The organism is Acetobacter aceti, assembly GCF_002005445.1.
In the GTDB taxonomy this organism is placed as follows: Bacteria; Pseudomonadota; Alphaproteobacteria; order Acetobacterales; family Acetobacteraceae; genus Acetobacter; species Acetobacter aceti_B.
On sequence record NZ_CP014692.1, the window covers coordinates 581,966 to 596,906 of the forward strand.

The window sequence follows — 14,941 nt, forward strand, 5'->3', positions numbered from 1 at the left end:
ATGAAAATCCTACAGCAGACTGTCCGGCTCATCTCAGAATGGTTGCAGTTCCGGCGCGTCAAAGGCTTCGTTGAACTTGATCATGATCTGTGCGCCGCCGCCGACCGAATAGGTCAGATTGGGATTGGGCGCGGAAGAAAATTGCTGATCGGGGTGAAAGATGACGTCCATGTAAGGCCGAAGCAGCACGCCGGGCAGAAGCTCCGCGCCATACACCACTTCCAGACCCTCTGTGCTGCGGGTGAAGTTGCCCCGTTCGCCCGCGGCTTCCAGATGGGCGTTTAGCGCGTTCGTCACTCTCTGGTTGAAGACGGACGCAACACCGACAATGCCGCCATAGTCATGATGACGACCGGGGAATGTACCGTGTTTCAGGAGGCCCAGCGTATAATAGGCATTCACCATCGGGTGACCGGATGAGCCGAGATACGTGCCACCGAAAATCTGAAGATCTTCATGAGACTGACGGGACGGTTTCCACAAGGTCTGCATGAACTCGAAATAGACTTCCGTGTGTGCGCCGTTCTTTTTCGGACTGCCGCCGTAAAAAGCCATCGGCATGTCTTGGGTGTTATAGTACATATCGGTAAAATTATGGGAATCGTAGTAAAAGCCTACGGAATATTTCTTGGGATAGGCCTCGGTTGCGTAGGAGGAGGAATAGCCGCCTTCCAGAGGTATGAACGTGCCGTCGGCATTGGATTCTGACCAGTCTCCCGAGAAAGGAAAGCCGGTTCGCTTCTCGCCCCAACTGTTGTCACTGAAAGCGCCTGTCTTCACGTAATAGTTTTTGGCCGGTTTTATTGTGACCAGGCCACCCCATGTAGCAAACGGCCAGTGTGACTGGTTGGCATTGAAGCTCCAGCCACCCGGGTTGCCGCACAGGAAGGTGATGAACTGGCAATCTGTTGGCAGGTTGGTCAGGTTGGCGGTGGACGCGATGCGACCCACCCGGATATTCAACAGACCTTTGAACAGATTCTGCTCATAGGTGAATTCTGCCAGTCGGGTCTGGTTACTGGGGCCAATAAAGCCGCCCTGATAGCCCATGCCGCTGCCGCTGAAGTTGTTCAGGCCGGAGTTGAACGCGCCGAAGCGGGAGTCAAGCACGATATGGATGCGTGCACCATCGAGACCGATGAGTCTCTGAAGATCAAGATCCATGCCATATGCGAAATCATTCAGAAACCCTGTACCTTTTTTTCGACCGCCTGCTGCCTGACTGTAGGTCATGCCGGAGTAATAGCCGTTGAAATATACACCTTTGCTGGCGAGGTTATGGACGAAGTCTCTCACTCCCAGCTCTTTGGCGAGCGTGATCAGGGGCGATTGTTCCGGTTCATTCATGGCTGGGTAGGATGGGGTTTCCTGCTCATCGGAACCTTGGGCGTGGGCTGTACCTAGAGTGGTTGTTAGGAATGTCATCGCACAGAAACATGTAAGGACGGTGCGCATGACGCTTTCTGACAGGAGACGAGTTAAGGGGTTGTATGTCACTGCCACGATACCTTTCTGAGAAAGCTATTTCCAGAAACCAATAAAGATTATTTTTTATCATTTCGCAAACGGAATATTCCGATTCGATGTCAAAAAATTTTAGAGATATGAATGAACAAAAAACATAAATGTCATATCGATATCGGAATATATAGATTGACACGCGACAGAATGCTTTGATAGATAGCTATCATAGAAAGCTTGTTTGGAAGTTTGATCGTGGATATAAAGCATCTCAGGCGCGTTTTCGGTCAATTTGCCACAGGAGTGACCGTGATCGTGGGGCTCGACTCAAGGGGTGAGAAAAGCGCCTTCACGGCCACGTCTTTCAATACAGTCTCTCTTGAACCCCCTCTCGCCGTCTTCAGTGTGAGTAAAAAGGGCCAGATTTGCTCGCATCTGCTCCAGTGCGAGACTTTCATCGTCAATGTTCTGGCCGAGCATCAGGCGGATTTGTCCGATCTGTTCGGTCGGCTTGCCGCACCGGAAGACCGCGTTCAGGCTCTTCACGATATGGAGCATGAATGGGGCGCGCGGGTGCCGGATGCGCTCGCCGCTATGCGCTGTGTTCCTTTCCTGACGCAGGACATCGGAAATCACATGCTTTTCGTGGTGCGTGTTGTCGAGGCGGTTTTTGAAGAGGGCCATAAGCCCCTTGTGTTTTTTTCAAGTCGCTATCAAGCCATTCAGGGCTTGATTGTGCCGGAATGTCCGGATGTGGAGAAGATTTCCTAATGAAAACAGGATACCAACACAAAGAGAGCCTTCGGGATCAGCGGTCTGTTTATATTGATGGAGGGCTGGTGCCGGATGTTACGGTACATCCCGCGTTCCGCCAGTCCATTGATACCGTCTGCTCTCTGTATGATCTTGCCGCGAAGCCGGAAAACCACGCGTTGATGCGGTGTGAAAACGAGCGGGGCGTCTCTATCAATCGTATCTGGCAACTCCCACGTAGCCATGCCGATCTGGTGGAGCGGCGCAGGGGGTTGGAATTCTGGAGTGAGCAGCATGCCGGTTTTTTCGGCCGCTCGCCGGATCATGTCGCATCCTGCATTGCCGGCATGTATATGGGGCTGGATGTTTTCGAGGCGGCTGACCGTGAGCGCGCGCGGGCACTGGCGGATTTCTATCAGCATGCCAGCGAAACAGACCTGTATCTGACGTATGTTATTATCAATCCGCAGGGTGAGCTGCCTGGTGCGGGAACTGCCCCGTCGCATCGGCGGATTGCGGCGAGCATTGTGGATCACGGCCCTGAAGGCATTGTGATCGACGGCGCGAAGATGCTGGCTAGCGGTGGCGTCATGGCCAATGAGGTACTGGTGACCTGCATCCAGCCGCTTGGCCCGGATGAGGACGCGCTGGCCTTTTCGGCAGTTGTTCCCATGAACGCCAAGGGGTTGCGCATTCTTTCGCGCAAGTCTTACGAGGAACATGCGGGTTCCATTTTCGACAGTCCGATGGCCAGTCGTTTTGATGAGAACGATTCGGTTCTGCTGTTCGAAAATGTCACGGTGCCGTGGGATCGCGTATTCGTATTCAAGGACCGCGATCTGTGCATGAAGCAGTTCTTTGCCACTCCGGCTCATGTGTATCAAAATTATCAGGCCATGATCAGGCTGAAGACAAAGCTGACCTTTCTGGTCGGTCTAGCGCGCAAGATTACCCAGATCAACGGTACGGAGCGGTTCCCGCAGGTGCGTGAAATCTTGGGGCAGCTTGCGGCGGATGTCGGCATGCTTGACGCTATGGTCGCGGGCATGGAGGCCAAAGGCAGCCTGTACGGAGAGTATTTCATTCCCGACCACCATTCTCTCTATGCCGCGCAGGCGCTGACCCAGAAGCTTTATCCGCGCTTTATCGAGCAGTTGCGTAATCTGGCTGGCGGCGGCGTCATCATGCTGCCCTCCTGTGTCGAGGATATGGAAAATCCGGAAATGATGGAATGGATTTCCAGAACGCAGGCTTCTCCCATTGTCGATGCGAAGACACGGGTCAAATTCTTCAAGCTGGTCTGGGACTGCATCGGGTCGGAGTTTGCATCGCGGCATACGCAGTATGAAATGTTCTATGCGGGCGCGAGTTTTGTGCCACGGAATCATTCGTTCCGCACCTTCGGCTGGGACAACGCTCTGGGGCAGGTTGATCGTATGATGGCTGAATACTAAAGGAAGTAACGTCATGTCAGTTAACAAAGAACACAAAGAATTTCATGCGCTGGACCTGAATGAAGGGTGGGTGCAGCCAGAGGCTTACAAGGAGAATGTGCAGGAAAAGATTCTTGCGGGCTCGCTTGATGAGGTCGCCAGGACCGGAAGTCGTACCAGACTTCTGCGTTTTGGTCCGGGCGTTTTTACAAAAAAGCCTTTTGTGCATGATTACTGGGAGGAGGTTTATCTGCTTTCAGGTGATCTGACAGTCGGGAATGATGAGAACGGCAACGGAGGTGAGGCTTTCGCACCCAACACCTATGCTTGCCGCCCGCCTGGCGCTGTGCATGGGCCCTTCAAGTCGACTGGCGGCTGCCTGTTGCTTGAAATTCATTATTACGATCCAGCCTGAATATAAGAGAGCGCGCCATGTTGATATTCGAACGTTTGGGGCTGGAACGTTCCGACCGGGTCGGGTTTGCTCCGTATCGCCTGATTGTGGCGGGCTGGGCGGGCCGCGATAGTGCGGCGATTGAACATCATATTCAGGAGTTGGAGGCGATTGGGGTTCCCCGGCCTTCTTCCGTGCCGGTCTATTATCGCACCGGCGCGGCGCTCCTGACGCAAAAGGAGCGGGTGGAGGTTCTCGGGCCACATACATCGGGTGAGGTGGAACCTTTCCTGATGGCCATGGCCGATGGGTTGTGGGTCGGTATTGCGTCTGACCATACGGACCGGCAAGCTGAAACTGTGGGCATTGCATTGTCCAAGCAGCTATGTGCCAAGCCGGTCAGCACGCAGTTGTGGCGTTGGGATGATGTCAGCGGTCACTGGGATGATCTGATCATACGCTCATGGATTGAGGAAGATGGGAACGCGCGCCTTCTCTATCAGGAAGGTGGCGTCTCATCTCTGAAGAATCCTATGGATTTGATAGGCGGCCTACCGGCGGATACGTCTTTTGAAACCGGGAGCGCCATGTTGTGCGGGACGGTGCCTGTTTTGGGTGGCATCAGACCTTCGACGCGCTTTGAAATGGAGCTTTACGATCCTGTGCTTGAGCGCAGCATCAGGCATGTCTATCTACCCACGGTTCTACCGGTTATTTCCTGATTATTGTCAGCAAACGCTCCGTTTTGTCATGGAATATCGTCGGGGAATGCGGGCGTTTTAGTAGGGTACTTGACACTATGGGAGGTAAGTCATCTGTGGATGGCCGTCGATCTTTTCATCCGGAAAAGATTGACCTCTCTGGCCATGTGTTGAGACAGGCGCGTTCGCTCGTGTTGCTGCAGAGACTGACTGCACGTTAATGCTCCACACCCGGTCGAGATGGGGTTCTGTATCGAGGCGCTACAGGATGCCCTCACGCGCTACGGGACGCCGGAGATTTTCAACACGGATAGTCAGAAGATGGTAGCCAGCTCCCGGACGGTTTGTCTCAAACACTGATCGACCACGGTAGACTGGCGCTGCGAGGCGCCCGGTGCGGTCTGACCCGCACTCTGATCGACTGTTGTGTCTTTCCCTGGACCTGTCGACCGCCCGGGAGCACCGCGCAGAGAGCCTGATACCACCCTTGCGGCGCTGTCGGTCCGCCTGCGCGACGAGCGTGGCGTTCAGGCTGACACGGGTATGCTGTCGCGCTTTTTTCAATCCGAAGGGATCAGCTTCAAAAAAAACCGTGCTGCCCTGCGAGCAGGATCGACCTGACGTCGCGCGCAAACGTAAGGTCTGGAAGCGATATCAGGCCGATATAGATCCTACCCGTCTGGTCTTCATCGACGAAACCTGGGCCAAGACCAACATGACGCGCACTCACGGTCGCTGTCGCAAAGGTGAGAGATTGAGGGTCAGGATCCCCCATGGTCACTGGAAGACACTGACTTTTCTCGCCGCTTTGCGTCATGACCGGATCACGGCGCCCTGTGTTCTCGACGGTCCGATCAACGGACGCAGTTTCCAGGTCTATGTCGAGCAGTTCCTGGTTCCAACGCTCAAGACTGACGACGTCGTCGTGCTCGACAATCTCGGCAGCCACAAGGCCGATGCGGTTCGCAAGGCCATTCGTGCCGTCGGTGCCAGGATGATCTTTCTGCCGCCCTACAGTCCCGATCTCAATCCGATCGAACAGGTCTTCGCCAAGCTCAAGACCCTGCTGCGGAAAGCCGCAGAGCGATCCGTCGAGGCAACATGGAAACGCATCGGGTCACTCCTTCAATGCTTCTCCGCGCAGGAATGCGCCAATTACCTTAAAAATTCAGGATATGCGTCAATTTAATCACAGAAGACTCTAATTAAACAATTAGAGTTACGAATGGACAGAATTAGAAGAGATAATTTGCTGCCAATGCAATTGGACCGTAATTATTTTGGTGCCGCATTGATGTAATGTAAAACATTTGTTTCTTTTAAGAAATGGTCTGAGCTTTATGGCGCATCACTTACTAGTTTCAGCGATGAAAGTGTACCTTCCACGCTTACAGAGCGGATTGTGCGAGTGATGACGCCCCTAATCGTTCCAGTAATAACTAGTGTTAGTGGTGAACAGCGCGGCGCGACTCCCAGTTGGTTCGTCGTTCCAATGTGCTGGTTTGGTCTGCTGGCCGAGGGCTATGACAACAGGGTAGTCGGTACAGTCATTACTTCCACCCTTGAAGATGTTTTATTGCATATTTCCCTCTACCAATTAGTAACTATTGCCAGAAGTGACATATTCGGTATGTTTTGGAGTGAGCTATTCTTCGTCCGTCTAGGTAACAGATGCGATAAAAGAAAGGCATTCATTCTATGCCTCAAGCATTTCTCTGTTGTCATGGAGATTGGAGGACTCGTTTGTCAATTCTGGCTCTTCATGGTCTACCTGCCTTCTTTTCCGGCATCGTCACGGAGCTTGGCGCAAAATATTTCACCGGATGCCAATACTCGTTTTGCACCTGAGGATCGCCGTGTCATTTTGCTTCGTGCGTGGATCGGTTTTTATGCCCTTTATATATTTGATATGCTCCTTGCATATGGTCTGTCCATGCGGTTGCTGCAAATCATGGTTAGCAGCGGTATGTTTGAAAGCAAAAGTATCCTATCCCTGACTATCTATTCTGCTGCTTTCGCTTTCTTGGCTGTTGGTATCGATACGCTGGCTGACATGATCGCACCTAATCCCGTAGTATCCATTGGTTTTCTCATCGGCGCGATAGGTCTGGCCGGATTGGGATATGCTTCATCCTATCTTGTTAAGTGCCTGTTTTATTCCTTGGCTGGCGTCGGCACGATGGCTGTGTCCGCCTTTATAATGTCATACGTTGCAGACTGGTACGGACCCCAGAAAAGTGCGTCGATGATTGGCTCCTGCATTTCCGTGATTGGCAGCTATTTTCGGCTCTTATCTCAGTGCAATCTTGGAGCGATTCACGCTGACAAAATGCTTCATTTCTCATCGTATACCTGTGGCGCTCCGCTCGTCGCAGCGACCGTCTGCATAGTCCAGCCATCTTTCCGGTCGTAACCATATCAGGATAACATCATGCTCTGCTTCTTCGTTTATTGCCATCACCCGATTCAGAATTACCTGACGACGACACAAAGTGTCGTGTCTCGTTCTATATCGGTAATGCACTCACAAGATCCATCATCTTATCAAAACTCAGTCCGTCTTTCGTCCAGCCATCCGGCTCCTAGACGCAGGACATTGCGGTAGCGCCGATGAGATCTTGTTTTAAATTCAGAAGAACTTTCTAGTCCCAGCGGTTTCCGGCGTCCACGTATGGCATCACGGAACCGCCGGACAGCAAAGAGGAAGACAATGATGCTCACTCTTGATCCGGCTACGCTGGTTGGAAGCGATTATGCCGATGGTTCGATTTACAGCAATCCGGACCTGTATGACATGGAAATGGAACGCATTTTCATGAACACCTGGATCTGGGTCGCCCATCGCAGCCAGCTTTCCGAACCCGGCAGTTTCATCACGACATTCGTGGGACCGCATCCGGTCATAGTCTCTCGTGACCGAAAAGGTGATGTGCATGTCGTGCTCAATCGCTGCCGTCATCGTGGTGCCACGGTCTGCGAGCATAAATCGGGCAAGGCCTCCAGTTTCGTCTGTCCATACCATGGCTGGGCTTACGGGCTTGACGGCGCCCTCCGCAGCGTACCCTATCAAGACGGCTATTCCGGTCAGCTCGATAAAGCCGCTTATCCGCTGGTCCGGTTGCGGGTGGAAGAATATAACGGGCTGATCTTCGCGACTTTCAATCAGCATATTTCTTCACTCGATACTTGGTTGGGAAGGGCCAGGCTCTGGATCGACCTGTTCATGAAGCAAGGGGCTGGCTGGCCCGTCAAGACAATGGGTGAGCATCGCTTTACCTTCCCGGGAAACTGGAAAATCCAGCTGGAAAACACGACCGACGCATATCATTTCCCCGTCGTTCACAAATCCTTTCTAGATTCAGTCGATAGCGAGACCCAGAATATTTTTGACTTTGTCGAGGGAAGCGGCTTCGTCGAGGATCTTGGCCACGGCCATTCTGTCATGGTCATGATCCCGGAACTAGTCGATCTCGAAGCCAACCTCGAGATACCCATTCCCGAACGCTTCCAGTATCTGGCGGACGAATTGTCCAAAGATTATCCGCCGGAACAGGTGCGCCGGATCGTCCGTGCGGTCGGTGGCTCCGGGTTCAATCTCAACCTCTTCCCCAATCTCGCCTGCTCGATGGCTTTCTTTCGCGTGCTCCGACCGCTAGGCGTCAACCAGACCGAAGTGCGCCATATCGCGATCGGCATGGATGGTGGCCCCGATATCGCCAACGAAGCGCGCCTGCGCCTGCACGAACATTTTCAGGGACCGATGGGCTTCGGCACACCCGATGATTCCGAGGCTTGGGATCGAGTTCAGCGGGGCTCCCTAGCCGGACGCGATATCGCAATCCTGCTGAACCGTGGTCTGGGCCGTGAAGCGAGACGCGAGAGCGGTAATCTCTTCGGCGACGTCAGCGCGGAAACCGGGATGAGGGCCGCCTATCGTCAATGGTTGGCCGCGATGACCGACACCTCCTTTTCTGGAGACGCAGAAGCATGAGCATCGCTCTCGACCAAGCCATAGAACTCGTCACGCAGGAAGCCGACCTTCTCGACCATGGGGAGTTCACTCAGTGGCTCTCGCTTTACACGACCGACGGTCTTTACATTGTGCCGATTGACCCAAGCGGCGACGATTTTGAAAAAACACTCAACTATGCCTACGATAATGCTCACATGCGGAAATTGAGGGTTCAGCGCCTTCTCGGCGGGCGAGCGATCTCCGCGATGCCGCCAGCCAGGACGGTCCGCCTTCTTGGACGCTATCGTTTGCTCGACAGCAGCGATACGTGGTGCAAACTGCGGTGTGCCCAGATTCTGACTGAACTGCGGCAGGGGCGTGAGCGCTATTACGCGGCCAATATCACATTCGTTCTGGTACAGACGGACACCGGACTGAAGATCGACCGCAAGATCATTCGTCTCCTGACTTCGACCGAGGCGCTGACGGCCGTCAGCTATATCTTGTGATGGACAGCCGAGACAGAAAGATTGCCCGCACGATGATCGGAAAAGTGCCTGTCCCGTCTGGCTTCCGCGTAGTCAAGGTCGCTGACGTCACTCAGTTGGGTGACGTGCTTGCTTTCACGCTGGTATCGGCGGATGCGGCCCCGCTTCCGCGATGGGAGGCCGGTGCGCATGTCGATCTCATGCTAGATGATGGACTCATACGGCAATATTCGCTGTGCGGTGATCCTATGGACTCTGACCGCTATCAATTGGCAGTCCTGCTTGATCCGCAATCACGCGGCGGTTCCCGAGTAGTCCATGATCGGGTGCGGACAGGTGCCATTTTGCGTATCGGTCCGCCGCGTAATCTTTTCCCGCTTGATCCGCGGGCGCGTTGTTCAATCCTCATCGGCGGCGGCATCGGTATTACGCCGCTCATCGCCATGGCTTACGAACTTCAGCGCGCTGGCCAAGATTTTACGTTGCATTATATCTCCCGCGATCCAGTCTTCGCGGAATTCCTCACTCGTGCGCCCTTTGTGAAATCGCTCGTTGTGCATCATCGAGGGAAGACGGATGCGCCACGCTTTGACCCGATCTCAGCCCTCGGTGACCACGACAGGGAGACGCATGTGTATTGTTGCGGACCTCTCAGCCTGATGAACGCAGTGACGGATGCTGGTAAGACCTTGGGTTATGCCGATGATGTCCTTCATCAGGAAGCTTTTTCCGCTCAGCCGGTTATTGGCGGGGATGCCTTCACCGTCCTGGCGGCACGCTCGGACGTGCGCGTTATCGTTGGCGATTCGGAAAGCGTCGCCACGGCGCTGAAACGCGCGGGCGTCAGCGTTCACCTGAATTGTGAGCAGGGCATTTGCGGAACCTGTGTCGCGACCGTCATCGAGGGGGAGCCAGATCATCGCGACGAGTACCTGACCTCCGAAGAGCGGGCGGATCAGATCGTCCTATGCTGTTCCCGGTCGAAAACGCCACTTTTGGTCCTCGACCTCTGACAATGACCTCCGACATATCGCCATCGTCTTTCCCTCAGGCTGGGAGCGCAGACCAATGAAGGAACATTCGCGCCGGATGGCATTGGACATCATTGAGCGGATCAAGCGGATCGACCCTTGGCTTCGCGCCTTCGCGGCCTACGATCCGGTCCAGATCCGCGACGCTGTCGAAAACGCGCCAGCGGGACCCCTGCAAGACCTGGTGGTCGGGGTGAAAGACATTATCGACGTCTTCGGTTATGCGACCGGTCATGGCTCACCGATCTATCGAAGCCATCATCCGTTCGCTGATGCCGCCTGCGTGACTTTACTGAAAAGGGCGGGAGCGATCTGCGCGGGCAAGACCGTCACCACTGAGTTCGCCTTCTTCCGCCCTGGACCGACTGTCAATCCCTTCGCCAGCGACCGCACACCGGGCGGCTCGTCCAGCGGCTCGGCCGCCGCTGTCGCCACTGGCATGGTCGATATCGGTCTGGCCTCGCAGACGGCGGCCTCGCTGACGCGACCGGCCTCGTATTGCGGCATTGTCGGCTTCAAACCCAGCTACGGGCGCTATGCTGCCGCCGGGATTAAAAGTCTCGCGCCGTCTTTTGATACGCTCGGCGTCATGACGCGAGACGTAGCGACAGCCACACGCACCGACGCCGTGCTGCGCGGTCCCATACCCAGCTCGGCCTCTCTCCCGCCGTTGGCTCCGAAACGCATTATGCTTTGCCGCACGCCATACTGGGACGAGGCAGAGGAGGCGACACGGCACGCCCTGTCCGAGTCAGCCCGCCTCCTTGGTATGGAAACAGATATCGTCGAGGACGATCTGCCCTCTTTCGCTGACGCTAACCTGCTTCATCTTACCATCATGAGCTACGAAGCAGCGCAGGCTCTTGCATGGGAATTCACCGAACGACACACACTGCTCAGCCCGCAGATAGCCGACCTGATCGAAGCCGGCCGCATCGTCGACTACACGGATTATCGCAACGCACTGGTCCGCGCGGAGGATCTGCGAGCCCGTATCGCCGTGCTCGTACCGCCGGGAACGATCATACTCGCTCCCGCGGCGCCCGGCGCGGCGCCTTGCTCGGTAAGCGGCACCGGCAGCCCGGTCTTCAGCCGTCTATGGACGTTGCTGCGGTTGCCCACAATCACAATGCCCGGCTTCACCGATTCCGACGGTATGCCCGTCGGCATTCAGGTTCTCGCACCCTTTGGCGAGGACGATGCCTTGCTGGCGCACGCTGCTTGGGTGGAAGCGCGCCTGCCCTCACGTCCCTTACCACCGACATACGGAGATCAAGCATGACAACGGATATTTCGGTAACCCAGATGGTCACGAACCTGACACGCAGAGTGGAGAACCTTGAAGCAGAAGCCGCCATTCGTCGCATAGAGGCTCGGTACATGTTTCTATGCGACACGCCTTGCCCCGAGGCGGGGGTAACGAATAATGCGGAACGGATCGAGCGCATTCTGGCGCTTTATACTGAAGACGCGATTTGGGAAGGTGTTGGAGATTACTATAAAGATCAGTTCGGTCGATGTGCCGGAAAGGTAGCCCTCCGTGCCCATTTCCAATCCTTCTGGAAAGACGAAGAAGAAAGCGGACTTTTACTGAACGTCCATTACCTGACCTCTGAACAGATTCACGTCGATGGCGACGAGGCTGAGGGGCAGTGGGTTCATTGTCAGCCCTGGATTTTTCGCGATGGTCGGTCATTGCTTCGTTCGAGCCGGTTGAACAATCTGTTCCGCCGAGAAGATGGCGTATGGAAAATCAGCCGAACCAGAACGGAAAATGTTTTCATCGCACCGCTTTCTTCAGGATGGGCAACCAGTATTCCTACGAAATCGGTTCTTATGGACACCTGACTGATTATTTAACTCTCGGTCAAGGAGCTGAACTGACATGAGGAAATAGATTCGCTTTCGTTCAACCACATGGAAGTTTTTCTCTTCGTTACAGATATCATAACATTTTTTTCTCCAACGGACCGCTTAAGAAAGGATAACGCTATGACAAAGACCCCACTCAATATCCTCCATGTTAGTTCGAGCCCACAACCTCAACGGTCGGGTCAGCAGTTTGGCGGCTCCCACTCCCGTGAGCTTACGGGGCATTTTCTCGACCGTTGGCGCCAAACCAGACCAGATGATCTTGTTGTTGAGCGCGATGTCGGGACGAATCCACCCGCCGCCGTCACCCGAAACTGGCTGAGAGGGTCGTTTTCCGATCCTGCTACCTATGACGATTCCATTCGCTCCGCGTTGGCTGAGAGCGACGTGCTCGCGCACGAATTGTTGAAGGCGGATGTGATCGTGGCCGGAGTAGCAGTCTATAATTTCGGGGTTCCCGCCCAACTCAAGGCATGGATCGATAATATTGTTCGCGTGGGTCTTACTTTCTCCGTGACCAACGGGGAAAAAGGCATGTTGGCTCCGGGAAAGCATTTGGTGATCGCGACCTCGGCAGGCTCGCGGGAAAGCGGCGATGTGGACAGCGGCGCCGATGCCGCCATTGCTGCGGTTAGGGAGCCCCTCTTTCATCTCGGCGTCTCGAAGATCGACGTGGTATCTGTTTATGGCGCCCTTTCGAAGAAAGACTATTTCGAAGCGTCTCTCGCTGCGGCATTCAAGAAAATAGACGTTTTAGTCGGTGATATTCAGAAAGAATTTTCATAACAAAATGTCCGGAGAGGAATTTTTTGTAAATAACAAGACATGTATCAGAATTTATCTGCCGGTTGCAGGCTCTGGTGATTTGCGAACACATCAAATTCCCCGATTAGATATATGAATTGATCACATTACAAGTTTTCGCGTTTTCACTGATGTTGCTATGGTGTATCGATAATCGAGGAAGAAAGGACGTGATTCGGGCTACGTTTTGTCGGTTTTGCGAGTCGCTAGAAGTCTTCAGAGTTAGGCGACGTATGTGTTTTCGATTGTTTCACCGGTAAATTCTTTTCGGAGAATAATATCTATAGCAAAATAATGTTGCGATATAATAACAAGATGTGACCGGCTATCAAAGCAGGAACGAATAGCCAGGTTCCTCGGAACAGCAATCACCCTCTCGTTGTTTTTTGTGGTTCAGGCGGACGTGATTATGCGGGTTCACTCTTCCCACGCCTGCCGCGTGACCGGCACGTTGTAAGCCAGAAGGGATTGAAAATGAGTAACGAACGTGTTGCGATCGAAGCGACCGTAAATAAATATATCAACGGTATCCGCGACACAGATCCAGATCTGGTCGCCAGCGCTTTTCATCCCCAAGCGGTGATGACCGGCCATTTCGGGGGAAAGTTTGTGATTATTCCAAACGCTGGCGCATTTGTTGCGGATTACATGCGCAAAGCGCCGCCGACGCATGAGACCAGCCCCAACTTTAAGGGCAAGATTGTGCGGGTTGATCATTACGGCACGCTTGCCGATGTTGCCATCGAGGAAAACGGGCTCGAGGGGAATGATATGCGCACTTTCTTTATCCTGCACAAGGTCGATGGAGAATGGCTGATCGCCCAGAAGGGTACTTGGAGCCCCGGGGGCGGGAGCTGACGAGAGTCTGGAGGGCCGGGTAGAATGAATATGGCAAGCGTGGCGACGACACTCTTCCGTGTGTCCGGTTCGAGCTGGACTGCTTATGTTGTATGCCCTCTGCTTCTGACGATTGGAGCCAGCGGACTGTTCGTGGCCCCCTTCGTTATCGAGGCGGCGTCTCGCATCTATAAGTTGTCGGACTTTGCGGGCGGCGGCATTGTCAGCGCTGAACTCGTTTTTTCAAGTTTTACCGCACTCGGGCTCGCAAACCGTTTTGCTCGCATGAATGTTCTCCGCGTGTGCTTGTGGGCATTGGCCATTACTGCTGTCGGCAATGTCCTTGCGTGTTTGTCCTATGGCGTCGAATGGTTTCTCGCATGTCGTATTGTTGTTGGTTTCAGCAGCGGTGTTCTCTACGCCACGGCATCATACTGGGCGGCGCAGCACCATGCCGGCGTGCGCGTGATGAGCGCTTCATTCATCGTCGCAAGCCTAGTTTACGGGATAGGCTTCCTCGTCTGGCCGTCGATTGTCGTCGAATATGGTTTTCTTTCGGTCTACGGGCCGCTGGGTGCGCTTTGCCTGATAGCGGTCGCGGCGTTGATCGCGTTGGACCAGCCTGTTCCTTCGCTCGTCGCCAATTTTGAGCAGCATGAACTGAAGCCCAGGCCGAGTTACGTGCTGTGGCTGTTGCTGCTGATGTGCGCTCTTGCCAACGGCGGTTTGGAGATGTTGTGGAGCTTCTCGGAAAGCGTGGCAGTGATAAGGCAGTTCGATGTACACACTGTTGGAATTATATTGGGTCTTTCTAGTATATTCAATATTTTTGGATCGCTATTCTCTGGCTTTTTCGACCGTCGGTTCGGGGTGACAACTCCTATCGCCTTCGGCGTCGCACTAGGCGCTGTGGCAGGTCTGGCGATCGGCACAAGCACGTCGATAACGTGGTTTGCAATTGGAATTTTCCTTTATGCGATATCGGCTTTTTTTGTTATGCCCTACCTTTTGAGCGCGGGCGCCGCGCTTGACAACAATGGCCGTGCGGTGACTCTCTCCGGTTTCGCTGTCTATTTCGCGGGCGCGGTTGGCCCCTTGCTGGGTGGAGTGATCGCCGATCAGATTGCGGTGCCTGCGGTAGGCTGGGCGAGCGCCGCCGCGTGCGTTGGCGCGGCGCTATGTGCGTTGCTCCTGCATTCGAATCTGGACTGAGCG

At 54.3% G+C, this 14,941-nt stretch carries 14 protein-coding genes and 1 pseudogene; 14 read left to right on the forward strand and 1 reads right to left on the reverse strand.

From position 1 onward, the window contains the following. Positions 1-33: 33 nt before the first annotated feature. Positions 34-1,425: a carbohydrate porin gene (locus A0U92_RS02590; RefSeq protein WP_187668838.1), complete on the reverse strand. Its 1,392-nt coding sequence runs from the start codon at positions 1,423-1,425 to the stop codon at positions 34-36. A gap of 291 nt (positions 1,426-1,716) precedes the next feature. Here A0U92_RS02590 and A0U92_RS02595 point away from each other — a divergent pair, with 291 nt between their 5' ends. The 14 genes and pseudogenes from A0U92_RS02595 to A0U92_RS02660 all read left to right on the forward strand — a co-directional run bounded on the left by A0U92_RS02595 (position 1,717) and on the right by A0U92_RS02660 (position 14,938). Further along, a complete protein-coding gene (locus A0U92_RS02595) occupies positions 1,717-2,232 on the forward strand; it encodes a flavin reductase family protein (RefSeq protein ID WP_187668839.1) in 516 nt (171 codons plus the stop codon). Beyond that, positions 2,232-3,668, forward strand: a complete 1,437-nt coding sequence (locus A0U92_RS02600) for a 4-hydroxyphenylacetate 3-hydroxylase family protein (RefSeq protein WP_077811884.1) — start codon at positions 2,232-2,234, stop codon at positions 3,666-3,668. The genes A0U92_RS02595 and A0U92_RS02600 overlap by 1 nt, the downstream gene beginning before the upstream one ends. 13 nt (positions 3,669-3,681) lie before the next feature. After that, positions 3,682-4,062: a cupin domain-containing protein gene (locus tag A0U92_RS02605; RefSeq protein ID WP_077811885.1), complete on the forward strand. Its 381-nt coding sequence runs from the start codon at positions 3,682-3,684 to the stop codon at positions 4,060-4,062. A gap of 17 nt (positions 4,063-4,079) precedes the next feature. After that, positions 4,080-4,763 (forward strand): DUF2848 domain-containing protein, encoded by a 684-nt coding sequence (locus A0U92_RS02610; RefSeq protein WP_077811886.1) that lies wholly within the window; start codon positions 4,080-4,082, stop codon positions 4,761-4,763. A 498-nt stretch (positions 4,764-5,261) separates the two neighbouring features. Continuing rightward, positions 5,262-5,931, forward strand: a pseudogene (locus A0U92_RS02615) (IS630 family transposase); the annotation flags it as partial. 219 nt (positions 5,932-6,150) lie between these two features. Beyond that, positions 6,151-7,155 (forward strand): MFS transporter, encoded by a 1,005-nt coding sequence (locus A0U92_RS02620; protein WP_149026355.1) that lies wholly within the window; start codon positions 6,151-6,153, stop codon positions 7,153-7,155. Positions 7,156-7,452: 297 nt separating this feature from the next. Beyond that, complete coding sequence (locus A0U92_RS02625; RefSeq protein WP_077811888.1) at positions 7,453-8,733, forward strand: aromatic ring-hydroxylating oxygenase subunit alpha; 1,281 nt, start codon at positions 7,453-7,455, stop codon at positions 8,731-8,733. Continuing rightward, positions 8,730-9,203, forward strand: a complete 474-nt coding sequence (locus A0U92_RS02630) for an aromatic-ring-hydroxylating dioxygenase subunit beta (protein ID WP_077811889.1) — start codon at positions 8,730-8,732, stop codon at positions 9,201-9,203. Before A0U92_RS02625 ends, A0U92_RS02630 begins: the two co-directional genes overlap by 4 nt. Next, complete coding sequence (locus tag A0U92_RS02635) at positions 9,203-10,195, forward strand: PDR/VanB family oxidoreductase (RefSeq protein WP_236748238.1); 993 nt, start codon at positions 9,203-9,205, stop codon at positions 10,193-10,195. Before A0U92_RS02630 ends, A0U92_RS02635 begins: the two co-directional genes overlap by 1 nt. Before the next feature lie 76 nt (positions 10,196-10,271). Further along, positions 10,272-11,495 (forward strand): amidase, encoded by a 1,224-nt coding sequence (locus tag A0U92_RS02640; protein ID WP_236748239.1) that lies wholly within the window; start codon positions 10,272-10,274, stop codon positions 11,493-11,495. Further along, positions 11,492-12,061 (forward strand): nuclear transport factor 2 family protein, encoded by a 570-nt coding sequence (locus A0U92_RS02645; RefSeq protein ID WP_077811892.1) that lies wholly within the window; start codon positions 11,492-11,494, stop codon positions 12,059-12,061. Before A0U92_RS02640 ends, A0U92_RS02645 begins: the two co-directional genes overlap by 4 nt. A 144-nt stretch (positions 12,062-12,205) precedes the next feature. After that, positions 12,206-12,871: an FMN-dependent NADH-azoreductase gene (locus A0U92_RS02650; RefSeq protein ID WP_187668840.1), complete on the forward strand. Its 666-nt coding sequence runs from the start codon at positions 12,206-12,208 to the stop codon at positions 12,869-12,871. A gap of 492 nt (positions 12,872-13,363) precedes the next feature. Then, a complete protein-coding gene (locus A0U92_RS02655; protein ID WP_077811894.1) occupies positions 13,364-13,747 on the forward strand; it encodes a nuclear transport factor 2 family protein in 384 nt (127 codons plus the stop codon). A 24-nt stretch (positions 13,748-13,771) separates the two neighbouring features. Continuing rightward, positions 13,772-14,938, forward strand: a complete 1,167-nt coding sequence (locus tag A0U92_RS02660) for an MFS transporter (protein ID WP_077811895.1) — start codon at positions 13,772-13,774, stop codon at positions 14,936-14,938. Positions 14,939-14,941: the final 3 nt, after the last annotated feature.